14 protein-coding genes are annotated in these 14,749 nt (G+C 66.8%); 11 read left to right on the forward strand and 3 right to left on the reverse strand.

Features of this window, described 5'->3' with window-relative positions; all coding sequences use genetic code 11:
- Window positions 1-8 precede the first annotated feature (8 nt).
- The 10 genes from zapE to Q9Q95_RS02570 all read left to right on the forward strand — a co-directional run bounded on the left by zapE (window position 9) and on the right by Q9Q95_RS02570 (window position 10,752).
- Complete coding sequence (gene zapE, locus Q9Q95_RS02525) at window positions 9-1,121, forward strand: cell division protein ZapE (RefSeq protein ID WP_306093485.1); 1,113 nt, start codon at window positions 9-11, stop codon at window positions 1,119-1,121.
- Window positions 1,122-1,431: 310 nt separating this feature from the next.
- Complete coding sequence (mdh, locus tag Q9Q95_RS02530; protein WP_306093486.1) at window positions 1,432-2,394, forward strand: malate dehydrogenase; 963 nt, start codon at window positions 1,432-1,434, stop codon at window positions 2,392-2,394.
- Entirely contained in the window at window positions 2,395-2,685 is a 291-nt protein-coding gene (locus Q9Q95_RS02535; RefSeq protein ID WP_306093487.1) for a hypothetical protein, read from the forward strand.
- Window positions 2,686-2,689: 4 nt separating this feature from the next.
- The gene (sucD, locus tag Q9Q95_RS02540) at window positions 2,690-3,574 is read left to right on the forward strand and encodes a succinate--CoA ligase subunit alpha (RefSeq protein WP_306093488.1); all 885 of its coding nucleotides are present in this window, start codon (window positions 2,690-2,692) and stop codon (window positions 3,572-3,574) included.
- A 168-nt stretch (window positions 3,575-3,742) separates the two neighbouring features.
- Entirely contained in the window at window positions 3,743-6,673 is a 2,931-nt protein-coding gene (locus Q9Q95_RS02545) for a 2-oxoglutarate dehydrogenase E1 component (protein ID WP_306093489.1), read from the forward strand.
- 91 nt (window positions 6,674-6,764) lie between these two features.
- Window positions 6,765-7,994: a 2-oxoglutarate dehydrogenase complex dihydrolipoyllysine-residue succinyltransferase gene (gene odhB, locus Q9Q95_RS02550; RefSeq protein WP_306093490.1), complete on the forward strand. Its 1,230-nt coding sequence runs from the start codon at window positions 6,765-6,767 to the stop codon at window positions 7,992-7,994.
- Window positions 7,995-8,130: 136 nt separating this feature from the next.
- Complete coding sequence (locus tag Q9Q95_RS02555) at window positions 8,131-8,421, forward strand: GIY-YIG nuclease family protein (protein WP_371876664.1); 291 nt, start codon at window positions 8,131-8,133, stop codon at window positions 8,419-8,421.
- Between the two features lie 98 nt (window positions 8,422-8,519).
- Window positions 8,520-9,920: a dihydrolipoyl dehydrogenase gene (lpdA, locus tag Q9Q95_RS02560; RefSeq protein ID WP_306093491.1), complete on the forward strand. Its 1,401-nt coding sequence runs from the start codon at window positions 8,520-8,522 to the stop codon at window positions 9,918-9,920.
- Between the two features lie 188 nt (window positions 9,921-10,108).
- Window positions 10,109-10,471 (forward strand): DUF2314 domain-containing protein, encoded by a 363-nt coding sequence (locus Q9Q95_RS02565; protein ID WP_306093492.1) that lies wholly within the window; start codon window positions 10,109-10,111, stop codon window positions 10,469-10,471.
- A gap of 74 nt (window positions 10,472-10,545) precedes the next feature.
- A complete protein-coding gene (locus Q9Q95_RS02570) occupies window positions 10,546-10,752 on the forward strand; it encodes a DUF2188 domain-containing protein (RefSeq protein WP_306093493.1) in 207 nt (68 codons plus the stop codon).
- Here Q9Q95_RS02570 and Q9Q95_RS02575 read toward each other — a convergent pair.
- On the reverse strand, window positions 10,749-11,450 hold the full coding sequence (locus tag Q9Q95_RS02575) for a YoaK family protein (protein ID WP_306093494.1): 702 nt from the start codon (window positions 11,448-11,450) through the stop codon (window positions 10,749-10,751). The two genes, Q9Q95_RS02570 and Q9Q95_RS02575, sit on opposite strands and share 4 nt — an antisense overlap.
- A gap of 78 nt (window positions 11,451-11,528) precedes the next feature.
- Here Q9Q95_RS02575 and Q9Q95_RS02580 point away from each other — a divergent pair, with 78 nt between their 5' ends.
- Window positions 11,529-12,161, forward strand: coding sequence for a trimeric intracellular cation channel family protein (locus Q9Q95_RS02580; RefSeq protein ID WP_306093495.1), 633 nt, complete (start codon window positions 11,529-11,531; stop codon window positions 12,159-12,161).
- Window positions 12,162-12,221: 60 nt separating this feature from the next.
- Here the strand turns inward: Q9Q95_RS02580 and Q9Q95_RS02585 are convergent, their stop codons facing one another.
- Together Q9Q95_RS02585 and sppA are read right to left on the reverse strand one after the other, a co-directional pair.
- A complete protein-coding gene (locus Q9Q95_RS02585) occupies window positions 12,222-12,782 on the reverse strand; it encodes a GNAT family N-acetyltransferase (RefSeq protein WP_306093496.1) in 561 nt (186 codons plus the stop codon).
- On the reverse strand, window positions 12,779-14,671 hold the full coding sequence (gene sppA / locus Q9Q95_RS02590) for a signal peptide peptidase SppA (protein ID WP_306093497.1): 1,893 nt from the start codon (window positions 14,669-14,671) through the stop codon (window positions 12,779-12,781). The genes Q9Q95_RS02585 and sppA overlap by 4 nt, the downstream gene beginning before the upstream one ends.
- Window positions 14,672-14,749: the final 78 nt, after the last annotated feature.

The following is a 14,749-nucleotide window of genomic DNA, read 5'->3' on the forward strand; positions in this document are numbered from 1 at the left end:
GGAAATAGGTGAGCAAGGTCCTCGCTCAATATAACGAGCTCGTCGCCGCCGGCGAGCTCCGCGCCGATGCCGAGCAGGAAGCGGCCGCCGAGCGGCTCGACCAGCTCGCGCAGCAGCTCGAGGCGGTCCCCAAAAAGGGCAGCATCCTGTGGCGCGCGCTGGGCCGCCGGCCCGAGCCGCCGCGCGGCGTATATCTGTGGGGCGGAGTCGGCCGCGGCAAGTCCATGCTGATGGACCTGCTGTTCGACTGCGTCCAAATTCGCCGCAAGCGCCGCGTCCATTTCCACGAATTCATGCTTGAGGTGCATGCGCGCCTCAACGCCGAGCGCCGGAAGGAGACCGCCGATCCCGTGGTCGCGGTCGCCGATGCGCTGGCCGAGGACATCCGCCTGCTCGCCTTCGACGAGATGGTGGTCAACAATCCCGCCGACGCGATGATCCTGTCGCGGCTGTTCACCGAGATGATGGGGCACGGCCTGACGATCGTCGCCACGTCGAACCGCGCGCCCGGCGATCTCTACAAGGACGGGCTCAACCGCCAGCTCTTCCTGCCCTTTATCGCCTTGATCGAATCGCGGATGGACGTGCGCACGCTCAACGGCCCGGTCGATTACCGGCTCGATCGGCTCGGCAGCATGCAGACCTGGCTGGTCCCCAACGGCCCCGAGGCGACCGCCCAGCTTTCCGCCGCCTTTTTCCGACTCACCGATTATCCGGTCGAGGACGCGGCGCGGGTACCGGCGTGCGACCTGCCCGTGCAGGGCGGCCGCGAGATCCATGTGCCGAAATGCCTCAAGGGCGTCGCGGTCTTCTCGTTCAAGCGGTTGTGCGGCGAGGCGCGGGGGGCGCCCGATTACCTCGCGATCGCCCACCGCTTCCATACGATCATCCTCGTCGGCATCCCGCGGCTCGGCCCGGAGAATCGCAACGAGGCGGCACGCTTCGTCACCTTGGTCGACGCGCTCTACGAGAACCGGGTCAAATTGCTCGCCGCCGCCGATGCCGCGCCCGACGATCTCTACATCGCCGGCGATGGCGCATTCGAGTTCGAGCGCACCGCCTCTCGGCTCCACGAAATGGCCTCCGACGCCTATCTGGCCGAAGGGCATGGCGAGCATTAGACGATGCGCGCCCAGCCGCGCCCCCGTTCCGTTCCGTGCCCGCCCGGCAACCCCGGCATCCCGTCTTCATCAGGATCCAACCGACGCGCCTGCGAGTTGAACCCGCACCGGCACGCGCGCGCCCCTGCGGACGCGGCGCGCGCGGCAGTTCGGCCAACCGCTTATTGCAGTTGCGAATTAGTTGCAAAGATAATCTCCTGACGACGCCAGTCTCGGGTTGCGGCCGCTCTATTATGGGCCTAAGCCGCCCGCGTTTCTGGGGTGCCCCAGCTGCACCCCGCGGTTGCTTGACTAGCGCTAAGGAGATTCCATGGCTCGCAAGAAGATCGCGCTGATCGGCGCCGGTAACATCGGCGGCACGCTCGCCCACCTCGCCGCACTCAAGGGGCTCGGCGACATCGTTCTGTTCGACGTGGTCGAGGGCGTTCCGCAGGGCAAGGCGCTCGATCTCAGCCAGTGCGGCCCGGTCGAAGGCTTCGACGCGAAGATCATCGGCAGCAACGACTATGCCGACATCGCCGGCGCCGACGTGATCATCGTCACCGCTGGCGTCGCCCGCAAGCCCGGCATGAGCCGCGACGATCTGCTCGGCATCAATCTGAAGGTGATGAAGGCCGTCGGCGAAGGCATCGCCGCCAACGCCCCCGACGCCTTCGTGATCTGCATCACCAACCCGCTCGACGCGATGGTCTGGGCGCTGCGCGAGTTCTCGGGGCTCCCGCACCAGAAGGTCGTCGGTATGGCCGGCGTGCTCGACAGCGCGCGGTTCAGCCACTTCCTCGCCGAGGAGTTCAAGGTCTCGGTCAAGGACGTGACCAGTTTCGTGCTCGGCGGGCATGGCGACACGATGGTCCCGGTGATCGAATATTCGACCGTCTCGGGCATCCCCGTCCCCGATCTGATCGAGATGGGCTTCTCGACCCGGGAGCGCATCGACGCGATCGTCCAGCGCACCCGCAGCGGCGGCGGCGAGATCGTCGGCCTGCTCAAGACCGGCTCGGCTTTCTACGCGCCCGCCACTTCGGGCATCGCGATGGCGGAGAGCTATCTCTACGACCAGAAGCGCGTCCTGCCCGCCGCGGCGCATCTCACCGGCCAGTATGGCGTCGACGATCTCTATGTCGGCGTGCCGGTGATCATCGGCGCGGGCGGCGTCGAGAAGGTGGTCGAGATCAAGCTCGGCGACGAAGCCAAGGCCAATCTCACGGTCTCGGTCGACGCGGTCAAGGAATTGCTGGTCGCGTGCAAGGGTATCGACGAGAGCCTGAACTAAGTGATCGAGCCTGCCGAACTGGAAGGGCAAACCCTTCTGATCGGCATCACGCGTGTGACGGACGATGGCAGCCACGCGCAGGAACAATATGCCGGCACTGCCAGTATCAGCGACAAGGGCTCGTACAGCCTCGTCACGTTGGTGTGCAACGATGGCGAAACGCGCAACTACCCGTTCGATGCCCGCTCGTTGGAGCGGGCTGCGCCGGGCGAGTACAGGTTGAGAAGCACCGGCGAGGTCATAACCGACCCGGACTTCTTGATGACGTGGACCGTAACGAAGGAAGAATAGCCCGATGAGCATCCTCGTCGACAAGAACACCAAGGTCATCACCCAGGGCATGACCGGGGAGACCGGCAGCTTCCACACCAAGGCGGCGCTCGAATACGGCACGCAGATGGTCGGCGGCGTGACGCCCGGCAAGGGCGGTACCGAGCATCTCGGGCTGCCGGTGTACAACACCGTCGCCGAGGCCAAGTCGAAGACCGGCGCCGACGCGTCGGTGATCTACGTGCCGCCGCCCTTCGCCGCGGACTCGATCCTCGAGGCGATCGACGCCGAGATCCCGCTGATCGTCGCGATTACCGAAGGCATCCCCGTGCTCGACATGGTCAAGGTCAAGCGCGCGCTTTCCGGCTCGAAGTCGCGGCTGATCGGCCCGAACTGCCCCGGCGTGCTCACCCCCGGCGAGTGCAAGATCGGCATCATGCCGGGCAGCATCTTCTCCAAGGGCAGCGTCGGCGTTGTAAGCCGTTCGGGCACGCTTACCTATGAAGCCGTGTTCCAGACCACCAATGCCGGGCTCGGCCAGACCACTGCGGTGGGCATCGGCGGCGACCCGGTCAACGGCACCAACTTCATCGACGTGCTCGAACTGTTCCTCGCGGACGAAGCGACCAAGTCGATCATCATGATCGGCGAGATCGGCGGCGACGCCGAGGAGCAGGCCGCGCAGTTCCTGATCGACGAGGCGAAGCGCGGCCGCAAGAAGCCGATGGCCGGTTTCATCGCGGGCCGCACTGCGCCTCCGGGCCGCCGCATGGGTCATGCCGGCGCGATCGTGTCGGGCGGCAAGGGCGACGCCGAGAGCAAGATCGCGGCGATGGAAGCCGCCGGAATCCGCGTCTCGGCCAGCCCCTCGCTGCTCGGCGAGACGCTGGTCGAGGTGCTGAAGGGTTAAACAAACCTTCTCCCCTTGTGGGAGAAGGATGCGAAGGCTTGCAGCTTGCTGCCTGGCCGGAGTTGGATGAGGGGGACTTCGTTTCCAAAATCCCCCTCACCCCCCATCGCTGGCGCGATGGGCCCCTCCCTCTCCCACAAGGGGAGAGGGAAAAGAGGAAGAGACGTTATGGGCTATGAGGGCCTCGACTTCGACGACATCGCCGGCGGCGTGAGCCCCGCCTTCGTCGAGACATTGTACCGCCGCTACCAGACCGATCCCAATGCGATCGAGCCGGGCTGGCGGCAATGGTTCGAGGGCCTCGAGAACACCGCTTCCAGCCCGAGCTGGGCCAATCCGCGCTGGCCGCTGACCGATACCGACGCGCTCACCGCCGGGCTCGATCCGACCCAGATGGAGCCCGCACCGAAGCCGGCCAGGCCCGGCGCCGCGGCCAAGCCCGTAGCGGCGGCCCCCTCGCAGGACGACATCGTCAAGGCGGCCGGCGATTCGATCCGCGCGATGCTGCTGATCCGCACCTATCGGGTGCGCGGGCACCTCGCCGCCAATCTCGATCCGCTCGGCCTTGCCCGCCAGGATCTGCCCGAAGATCTGCGCACCGAATATCACGGCTTCCCCGACAGCGATCTCGATCGCCCGATCTATCTCGGCGGCGTGCTCGGCCTGCAATTCGCCACGGTCCGCGAGATCGTCGACATCCTGCGCGCCAATTATTGCGGCAATGTCGGCCTCGAATATATGCACATCGCCGATGTCGAGGAGCGGCGGTTCCTCCAGGAGCGGATGGAGGGCAAGGACAAGGCCATCCAGTTCACGCCCGACGGCAAGAAGGCGATCCTTTCCAAGGTGATCGAAGCCGAGCAGTGGGAGCGCTTCCTCGGCAAGAAATATGTCGGCACCAAGCGCTTCGGGCTCGACGGCGGCGAATCGATGATCCCCGCGCTCGAGGCGGTAATCAAATATGGCGGCCAGCTCGGCATCCGCGAGATCGTCTACGGCATGGCGCATCGCGGCCGGTTGAACGTCCTCGCCAACGTGATGGCCAAGCCGTTTCGCGTGATCTTCCACGAATTCGGCGGCGGCAGCGCCAATCCCGACGACGTCGCCGGCTCGGGCGACGTGAAATACCATCTCGGCACCAGCACCGATCGCGAATTCGACGGAATCAGCGTCCATATGTCGCTGGTCGCCAATCCCTCGCACCTCGAGGCGGTCAATCCCGTCGTCCTCGGCAAGTCGCGCGCGCTCCAGACGCTGCGCAGCGATCTCGCCGAGCATGAGCAGGTCCTCCCCGTCCTCATCCACGGCGACGCCGCTTTTGCCGGCCAGGGCATCGTCTGGGAGTGCCTCGGCTTCTCGGGTATCCGCGGCTACAATACCGGCGGCTGCATCCACTTCGTCATCAACAACCAGATCGGCTTCACGACGAGCCCGCAATTCGCGCGCTCCTCGCCCTATCCGTCGGACGTTGCCAAGGGCGTCCAGGCGCCGATCCTCCACGTCAACGGCGACGATCCCGAGGCTGTGACCTTCGCCTGCAAGGTCGCGATCGAGTTCCGCCAGAAGTTCAAGCGCGACGTCGTGATCGACATGTGGTGCTATCGCCGCTTCGGCCACAACGAAGGCGACGAGCCCTCGTTCACCCAGCCCTTGATGTACGCCAAGATCAAGCAGCACCCGCCGGTGAGCGAAGTCTATGCGAAGCGCCTCGCCGCCGAGGGCGTCGCCGATCAGGGCTTCGTCGACGAAAAGACCACGCAGTTCACCAATTTGCTCGAAGGCGAGTTCGAGGCGGGCAAGTCCTATCTGCCCAACAAGGCCGACTGGTTCGCCGGCCGCTGGTCGGGCCTCGGCGCGCCGGTCGATGCCGAGACCGCGCGGCGCAGCGTCGATACCGGCATCGAGAAGAAATTGTTCGACAGCCTCGGCCGCACGCTGACCGAGGTCCCCGCCGACCTCGAGATCCACAAGACGCTCGGCCGCGTGCTCGACGCCAAGCGCGAGATGTTCAAGTCGGGCGAGAATTTCGACTGGGCGACCGGCGAGGCGCTCGCGTTCGGCGCTTTGCTCTCCGAAGGCTTCGGCGTCCGCCTCTCGGGGCAGGATTCGGGTCGCGGCACGTTCAGCCAGCGTCACGCCGTCTGGGTCGATCAGAAGGACGAGCACAAATATGTGCCGCTCCAGACGATTCCGCACGGCAATTTCGAAGTGCTCGACAGCCCGCTCAGCGAATATGGCGTGCTCGGCTTCGAGTATGGCTATGCCTCGGCCGATCCCAAGGCGCTGGTGCTCTGGGAGGCGCAGTTCGGCGATTTCGTCAACGGCGCGCAGATCATGATCGACCAGTTCATCGCGTCGGGCGAGGCCAAGTGGCTGCGCGCCAACGGGCTCGTGATGCTGCTGCCGCACGGCTATGAAGGCCAGGGTCCCGAGCACAGCTCGGCACGTCCCGAGCGTTTCCTCCAGCTGTGCGCGCAGGACAATATGCAGGTGGTCAACATCACGACCCCGTCGAATTATTTCCACCTGCTGCGCCGCCAGATGCATCGCAACTTCCGCAAGCCTCTGGTGCAGATGACTCCCAAGTCGCTGCTCCGCCACAAGATGGCGGTGTCGAAGGCCGAGGATTTCATCGGCGATACGCACTTCAAGCGCATCCTGTCGGACCCCAGCGCGCCGGCCGATCAGGACGTGAAGCGGCTCGTTCTGTGCAGCGGCAAGGTCGCCTACGACCTGATCGAGGCACGCGACGCAGCAGGCGACAAGAACACCGCGATCGTCCGGATCGAGCAGCTCTATCCCTTCCCGGGCGAGCCGCTCACCGTGCGTCTCAAGCGCATGACCAACCTCGAAGAGGTGATCTGGGCGCAGGAAGAGCCGAAGAACAACGGATATTGGTTCTTCGTCGAGCCGTTCATCGAGCAGTGCCTGATCGATGCCGGAGTCAAGCCGCAGCGTCCGCGTTATGCCGGCCGCGCCGCGGCGGCATCGCCCGCCACCGGCCTGATGAAGCGCCACACCGCCGAGCAGGGGGCGCTCGTCGCCGAAGCGCTCGGTCACAGCGTCCGCGAGGAAATCCGGCGGACGCGGAAGTCGTAATTCTCGTCATCCCGGCCAAGGCCGGGATCTCGGGCGATAGAGTACAACACCATGAGGTCCCGGCTTTCGCCGGGATGACGAGGTAGACAAGATGGCAGACGTCAAGGTTCCAGTTCTGGGTGAGTCGATCACCGAAGCCACCTTGGGTGAGTGGCTCAAGAACCCGGGCGACCCGGTCAAGCTCGACGAGCCGATCGCCAGCCTCGAGACCGACAAGGTCTCGGTCGAGGTCCCCTCGCCCGTCGCAGGCGTGATGGGCGACCAATTGGTCAAGGTCGGCGACACCGTCGCGGTCGGCGCGGTGATCGCGACGATCGGCGAGGGCGGCACCGGCGCGGCAGCGCCTGCCCCGGCTTCGGCTCCGGCGGCCCCCGCGCCGACCACCACTGGCGAGCAGACCGGCCCCGGCGAGCAGGTCCGCGAGCGCGGCGCGGACGCCGCGGCGCTGTCGCCGTCGGTACGCCGCGCGGTGCTCGAGACCGGCGTCGACCCTTCGACCGTGCAGGGCACCGGCAAGGATGGCCGCCTGACCAAGGACGACGTTGTCGCCGCGGCTGCCGCCAAGCCCGCCGCCGCGCCCGCGCCGACCGCGGCGCCTGCCGTCCCCGCTTCGGCGGGCGGCCGCAAGGAAGAGCGCGTCCGCATGACGCGCCTGCGCCAGACCGTCGCCAAGCGCCTCAAGGAGGCTCAGAACACCGCCGCGATGCTGACGACGTTCAACGACGTCGACATGACCGAAGTCATCGCCGCGCGGACGAAGTACAAGGATCTGTTCGAGAAGAAGCACGGCGTCCGGCTGGGCTTCATGGGCTTCTTCGTGAAGGCCGCGGTGCAGGCGTTGCGCGACATCCCGTCGGTCAATGCGTCGATCGACGGCGAGGAGATCGTCTATCACGATTATGCCGACATCTCGGTCGCGGTCTCCGCGCCGCAGGGCCTCGTCGTGCCGGTCATCCGCGACGCGCAGGATCTGTCGGTCGCCGGGATCGAGAAGACCATCGGCGATTTCGGCAAGCGCGCCAAGGAAGGCACGCTCAAGATGGAAGAGATGAAGGGCGGTACCTTCACCATCTCGAACGGCGGCGTGTTCGGCTCGCTGATGTCGACTCCCATCATCAACCCGCCCCAGTCGGCAGTGCTCGGCCTGCACCGCATCGAGGACCGTCCGGTGGTCCGCGACGGCCAGGTCGTGGTTCGCCCGATGATGTATCTGGCGCTCAGCTACGACCACCGCCTGATCGACGGCCGCGAGGCGGTGACGTTCCTCGTCGCGCTCAAGAACGCGATCGAGGACCCGACCCGGCTGCTGATCGACCTGTAAGGCGCGGAAACAACCCCTTGTGCTCCGGCGAAGGCCGGAGCGCTGGAGAAGACACGAATGTCGACGGCTTCCAACGCTCCGGCCTTCACCGGAGCACGGGAGGCGCGGAAAGGTGAAATCAGGATGCGCCTACCTGATGGCGAACCACCGCCCCGGGAAGACGTATCTGGGTGCGACGAGCGACTTGCCAAAGCGCGCGTGGGAGCACCGCAACGGCGTAATCGAGGGGCATTCGAAGGCGAACGGTTGCATATTGCTCGTCTGGTACGAATATTTCGACGACCTGCAGGACGCCCGCGCCTGCGAGTACCGAATGAAGAAGTGGCATCCGTGCGTGGAAGATAAGGCTGATCGAAGAGCGCAATCCCGAGTGGCGGGACTTGTCCGACACGCTGCTTTGAACCGCACTCCGGCGAAGGCGGCCTAATATTGTAATGTGCTCCGGCGAAGGCCGGAGCTTTGGCGGCAAGCGATTCGTCCTGCTGCCCAACGCTCCGGCCTTCGCCGGAGCACGGAAGGGTTGAGATGGCTGACGGAACTTACGACTTCGACGTCCTCGTGATCGGCTCCGGCCCCGGCGGCTATGTCGCCGCGATCCGCGCCGCGCAGCTCGGGCTCAGGACCGGCTGCGTCGAGAGCCGCGAGACTTTGGGCGGCACCTGCCTCAATGTCGGCTGCATCCCGTCCAAGGCGTTGCTCAACGCCTCCGAGCTGTTCCACGAGGCCGCTTCGGGCGCGCTGGCGAAGCATGGCGTCAAGCTCGGCTCGGTCGAGCTCGACCTCCCCGCGATGATGGCCGACAAGGACAAGGCGGTGAAGGGCCTGACCGGCGGCATCGAGTTCCTGTTCAAGAAGAACAAGGTCGAGTGGGTGAAGGGCCTCGGCACCTTCGTCGACGCGCACACCGTGCAGGTCGGCGACCGCAAGGTCACCGCGAAGAACGTGGTCATCGCCACCGGCTCGTCGGTCACGCCGCTCCCGGGCGTCGCAATCGACCAGAAGGTGGTCGTCGATTCCACCGGCGCGATCGCGCTGGAGAAGGTCCCCGAGCATCTGGTCGTGATCGGCGGCGGCGTGATCGGGCTCGAATTGGGCTCGGTCTGGCAGCGCCTCGGCGCCAGGGTCACCGTGGTCGAGTTCCTCGACCAATTGCTCCCCGGCATGGACGGCGAGGTGCGCAAAGAAGCCGCCAAGATCTTCAAGAAACAGGGAATGGAGATCAAGCTTTCGACCAAGGTCACCGGCGTCGCCGTCAATAATGGCAAGGCGACCGTGACGGTGGAGCCCGCCGCGGGCGGCGCTGCCGAGACGATCGAGGCCGATGCGGTGCTCGTCTCGATCGGCCGCAAGCCCAACACCGACGGCCTCGGCCTCGACAAGATCGCGCTCGAAGTGAACAAGCGCGGCCAGATCGAGACCGATCACAGCTTCCGTACCAAGGTAGACGGCGTCTGGGCCATCGGCGACGTCATCCCCGGCCCGATGCTCGCGCACAAGGCCGAGGACGAAGGCATCGCGGTCGCCGAGAACATCGCCGGACTCACCGGCATCGTGAACCACGACGTGATCCCGTCGGTGGTCTACACCCACCCCGAAATCGCCGGCGTCGGCCTCACCGAGGAGCAGGCGAAGGAAAAGGGCGAGATCAAGGTCGGCAAGTTCCCGATGGCGGGCAACAGCCGGGCCAAGGCGATCGACGACACCACCGGCTGGGTGAAGGTCATCGCCGATGCGAAGACCGACCGCGTGCTCGGCGCGTGGATCATCACCAGCGTCGCCGGCACGATGATCGCGCAGGTCGCGCAGGCGATGGAGTTCGGCGCGACCAGCGAGGACATCGCCTATACCTGCCACGCGCATCCGACGCATAGCGAGGCGATCAAGGAAGCGGCGATGGGCGTGCTCGGCAAGCCGATCCACATCTGATGCGCCGGGCCGGCGACGGGATTAGCGGAGCTAATCGCGAGCGCATTGGGCCCGGCCGGCCGGCGGCGCCAAAGCGCCGACCGACGACGCGGCTTTACCGCGTCGCTGTTGTTCTGTTTCTGCTGGTCCCGCCACTGCCGGCGTCTGCTCAGGATGCGACGGTCGCGGTCCCCGCCGGCGACCCGGAAATGGCCGCGGCGATCGCCAAAGCCCGCGCCGGCCTTCCCGTCTTCTTCGGCCATGCGACCGCGCCCGGCCCCGACGAAGGCGGGTTCATGATCAAATATGATCTGCGCCCCGCCGGCCCCTCCGAACTGATCTGGGCCGAAATCGTCTCGCACAAGGGCGATATGACCGTCGCGCGCCTGCTCAACACGCCGCTGACCGCCGGCTTCGCCAAGGACCAGCAGGTCAGCGTTCCCGACAGGAAAGTGATCGATTGGGCATATTGGCGCGCCGGTACTCTGGTCGGCGGCGCGACGATGCGGGTGCTGATCGCGCGGATGGATCCGAAAGCAGCCCGAGCGATGCGCGACCGGTTCGGCTGGTAGCAGCCACGCCTCGTCCCCGCCCGCGAGTCCATGTCGCGGCAAGGCACGTTGATCTTCCGTAAAGGAGACTCATCATGTCCCGAGACACCCACCGCGTGATGCCGCATCCCGACGGATGGCAGGTCAAGCGCGACGGCGGCGCACGCGCCAGCCATGTCACCACCACCAAGGTCGAGGCCGAGGGTTATGCCCGGCCGATCAGCCAGCACCAATATACCGAGCTGACGATCCATGGTCTGAACGGGCGGATGCAACGCTCCGACAGCCACCCCAGGCCTTAGCCGTCGACATCGCTCCCCGGCGAAGGCCGGGGCCGGATATCGGCTGATACGTACCCGCGCCAGCCCGTGAGGCGCGCGATCGCGATGGTCAGCGCTGCCGCGATCAGCGCCGCCAGCCACAAGGCGTTCCAGCCCCAGCGCAACTGGCTCGCCGCGCCCGACACCGCGCCCGCGAGGAAGCCGAGCCACAGCGCCAGATAGGGCACCCAGCCCCAGCGGTCGCGATCGCCCATCAGCGCGCCGGCGAGCTTCTGGCCGATCCGCACCAATGACCCGGTCATGTAGGTCAGTCCGATCGTCACTTCGCCGTCGCGGTTGAACACGCCATTCTCGGTGCCCATCGCCGCGGCGAGCAGGACGAGCACGAACGGCCCGGGCGATATGCTCGCGACGATCGCCGCCAAGGTCAGCAGCACCGTGACCACGGCCATCACCGCCGCCTTGTGCCGTTCGCTCGCGGCGCGGACGAGCACGCTCGACACGATCACCCCGCCGACGAAGCTCAGGATCAGCCCGGCGGCCATCGTCGCGTCGCCGCCGATCCCCTGACCCAGCCCGACGCCGAGCCGCGTCGAATTGCCGCTCATGAACGAGGCGAAGAAGCCGCCGAGGCTGGTGAAAGCGAGCGCGTCGACGAAACCCGCAAGCGCGGCGAGACAGACGGCGACGGCGATCAACGGCGATTCAGTCCGTTCCATGCCCCCCCTAATGCCGCAGTGCGTCGGATGTCGCCACCCCGCGTTTGACCTCTCCGCGCCGACAGGAGACAAGGCCGCATGCAAGTCCAGGTCGCCACCCAGATCGGCCCGATCCTCCCCGTGCTCGATCTGTTCGGCATCGCGGTGTTCGCCGCGACCGGCGCGCTCTCCGCGACGCGGCGCGCCCAGACCTTCGTCACCTGCGCCTTCTTCGCGCTGATCACCGGAGTCGGCGGCGGCACGGTGCGCGATCTGCTGATCGGCGCGCCGGTCTTCTGGGTCCACGACGCCACCGTCGCGGTTCTGATCCTCGCCGTCGCCGCCGCGATCTGGTTCACCCCCCAGCGGTGGTGGAGCGACAAGACCTTCGACTGGCTCGACGCCCTTGGCCTCGCCGCTTACGCCGCGTTCGGTGCCGCCAAATCGCTCGGTTACGGCATCCCGCCGGTTCCCGCCGCTCTGATGGGCGTGATGACCGCCTGTGTCGGCGGGATCATCCGCGACGTGCTGGTCGGCGAACCCTCGATCCTGATGCGGCCCGAGCTCTACGTCACTGCCGCGGCGCTCGCCTCGACAGTCTATGTCGCGCTGAGCCTCGCCGGCCTCACGCCGCTCGCCGCCGGCCTGATCGCCGCCGCCGCGGGCTTCGCGCTGCGGGCCGCGGCGATCGTCTGGAAATTGCATCTGCCCGCGTACCGCGGCGGGCACTAACCGCTACCCCCTCCCCCGACTCCTCCGGTAACGGGAGGGGTCGGGGGAGGGAAGGAAGCCTTAGGCCCGCACCACGCCGATGTCGCTGAACTTCTTCGGCTCCACCGGCGGCACGGCAGGCGCGTTGAGCTCGCATTGCCAGAAGCCGACGTCGATCCATTGGCCGTGCTTGAAGCCGACTTCGCGATAGACCCCGGCGCGGCGAAAGCCGGTGGCCTCGTGCAGCCGGATCGAGCGATCGTTGGGCAAGGTGATCGCGCCGATGGCATGGACGAAGCCCTGCGCGCGCAGCGTGTCGATCAGCGCTTCGTAGAGCAGCCGCCCCACTCCCGAACCGCTCGACGCGTCGGTGAGGTAGATCGACGTCTCGCAGACATAGCGATAGGCCGGCCGATCGCGGAACTTGCCGGCATAGGCATAGCCGATCACCCCGCCATCGGGATCGCCGGTGGTCGCGACCATCCACGGATAGAGCCCGTCGTTCGCCGCCATTCGCGTCCGCATCGCCCGCGCGTCGGGCGGCTCGATCTCGAACGAGGCGGTGCCGGTCAGCACGTGCGGCGCATAGATCGCCGCGATCGACGCGGCATCCTCGGGCGTTGCCGGCCGGATCGCGATCACAGTCCGATCCTCGCGATCAGCAGATCGAGCAGGCTCTTGTCCTCCGCCCGCACCATCGCGGGCGCCAGCCCCGCGCATTCGAGGCAGCGCGCCTGCACCGACCCGCCCAATGCCAGGCGCCGCGCATCGCCCAGCGCCTGGCCGAGCAATGCCCGCCGCTCCAGCGCGATGCGGCCGTAGAGATCGGCCCCCGCGGGCTGGTCCGCCCAATCCTCGTCGTCCTTGTCGCCGCCCGCCAGCGATGCCGCGAACTGCATCCACGCGCTCGGCGCCTTTTCGAGATAGAGGGCATGCACCTTGGCTGGATCGAGCTTGGCGCGCCGTGCCGCCTCGGCGATCGCCGCGTCGATCCCGCCGAAGCGATCGACCAGCTTCAGCTGGTGCGCGACCCCGCCGATCCACACCCGGCCCTGCCCGATCTCGTCGACCCGTTGCGGCGTCAGCTTACGCGATTGCGCGACCAGATTGACGAAGCGTCCATAGCCGCTCTCGATCGCCGCCTGCAGGATCCGATCGGTGACCGGATTGATCCCGCCCATCACGTCGGGCTGGCCCGAAAGCGGCGTGGTGCGCACCCCGTCGGTGGTCACGCCGATCTTGGCGAGGCTGTTCTCGAACGACGGCAGTACCCCGAAGATGCCAATCGACCCGGTGATCGTGCCCGGTTCGGCGAAGATCGTGTCGCCCGCGGTCGACACCCAATAGCCGCCGCTCGCCGCGAGGCTGCCCATCGAGACAACGACCGGCAGCCCCTGTGCCTTGGCCTGCAGGATCGCCTGGCGGATCTGCTCCGATGCCATCGCCGAACCGCCGGGCGAATCGACCCGCACCACGAGAGCCTTCAGTTTCTTTTCGGCGAGCCCCTTGAGCAGCAGCGCGCTCACGCTGTCGCCGCCGGCATGGCCGGGCCCTGCCTTGCCGTCGACGATCTCGCCGGCGACGGTGATCACCCCGATCGCGTCGCCCCCGGTCGGCGCCGGATTGGCGGCGACCCAGTCGGCGAGCTTGATCGTCTTGAAGCTTCCCGCCGGCTTGCCCGTGGGCGCGCCCGCGATCTCGGCGACGCGCTTGCCGAACGCCAGCCGGTCGCCGACCTTGTCGACCAGCCCGTAAGCGAGGTTCGACGCGGCGATGTCGCCGCGCGCGCCGACGACGACTTCGTCGGGCTTGGCGAGATAGTCGGCGATCCGCGCCTTGGGCCGCGCCTTGGCGACGCCTTCGCGCCACTGGGCGAACAGCGTGCCGTACAGCGCGTCGTTGGCGGCGCGCGCCTCGGGCGACATGTCGCTGCGGATATAGGGCTCGACCGCCGACTTGAACTTGCCGACCTTGTAGACGTGCGCATTGACGCCGAGCTTGTCCATCAGCCCCTTGTAATAGAGCTGGGTGCCGCCCGGCCCGGCGAACAAGGTGCCGCCGAGCGGATTGACCCAGATCTCGCTGGCATTGGCGGCGAGCGCATAGCCGTCGTCGGTATAGCCCGTCGCATAGGCCAGCACCTTCTTGCCGCTCGCGCGGACCCTGCCCACCGCGTCCGCCACTTCGGTAACCGCCGCCGGATAGCCGCCCATGAAACGGTCGAGATCGAGCACGACGGCCTTGACCCGGTCGTCGGTCCGCGCCGTCTCGAGCGCGCGCAGCACGTCGCGGAGGCGATGCTGTTTGGTCACTTCGCCACCGCCGAGATTGGCGAAGGGATCGGCCTCTTCGGGCTGCTCGACCAGCGCCCCGTCGAGCGCGACGACCAATGCGCCGTCACTCACCGCGGCCTTGTTGGGCTTGTACGAGAGCGCCGCAAACAAAGCGGCGAAGAACAACAACATCAGGACCAGGACCAGAAAGTCCTTGATCCCGACCAAAATCTTCCACGCGCCCCGAACCAGTTTCACTTGGCACCGCTCCTCGATTGCGCCCTTCTGCTACCGGATGGCGCAAGGCGAGTAAACGGCTCGTGTGTTATTTAGCCA

It is taken from the genome of Sphingomonas sp. DG1-23 (assembly GCF_030730875.1).
Taxonomy (GTDB): domain Bacteria; phylum Pseudomonadota; class Alphaproteobacteria; order Sphingomonadales; family Sphingomonadaceae; genus Sphingomonas.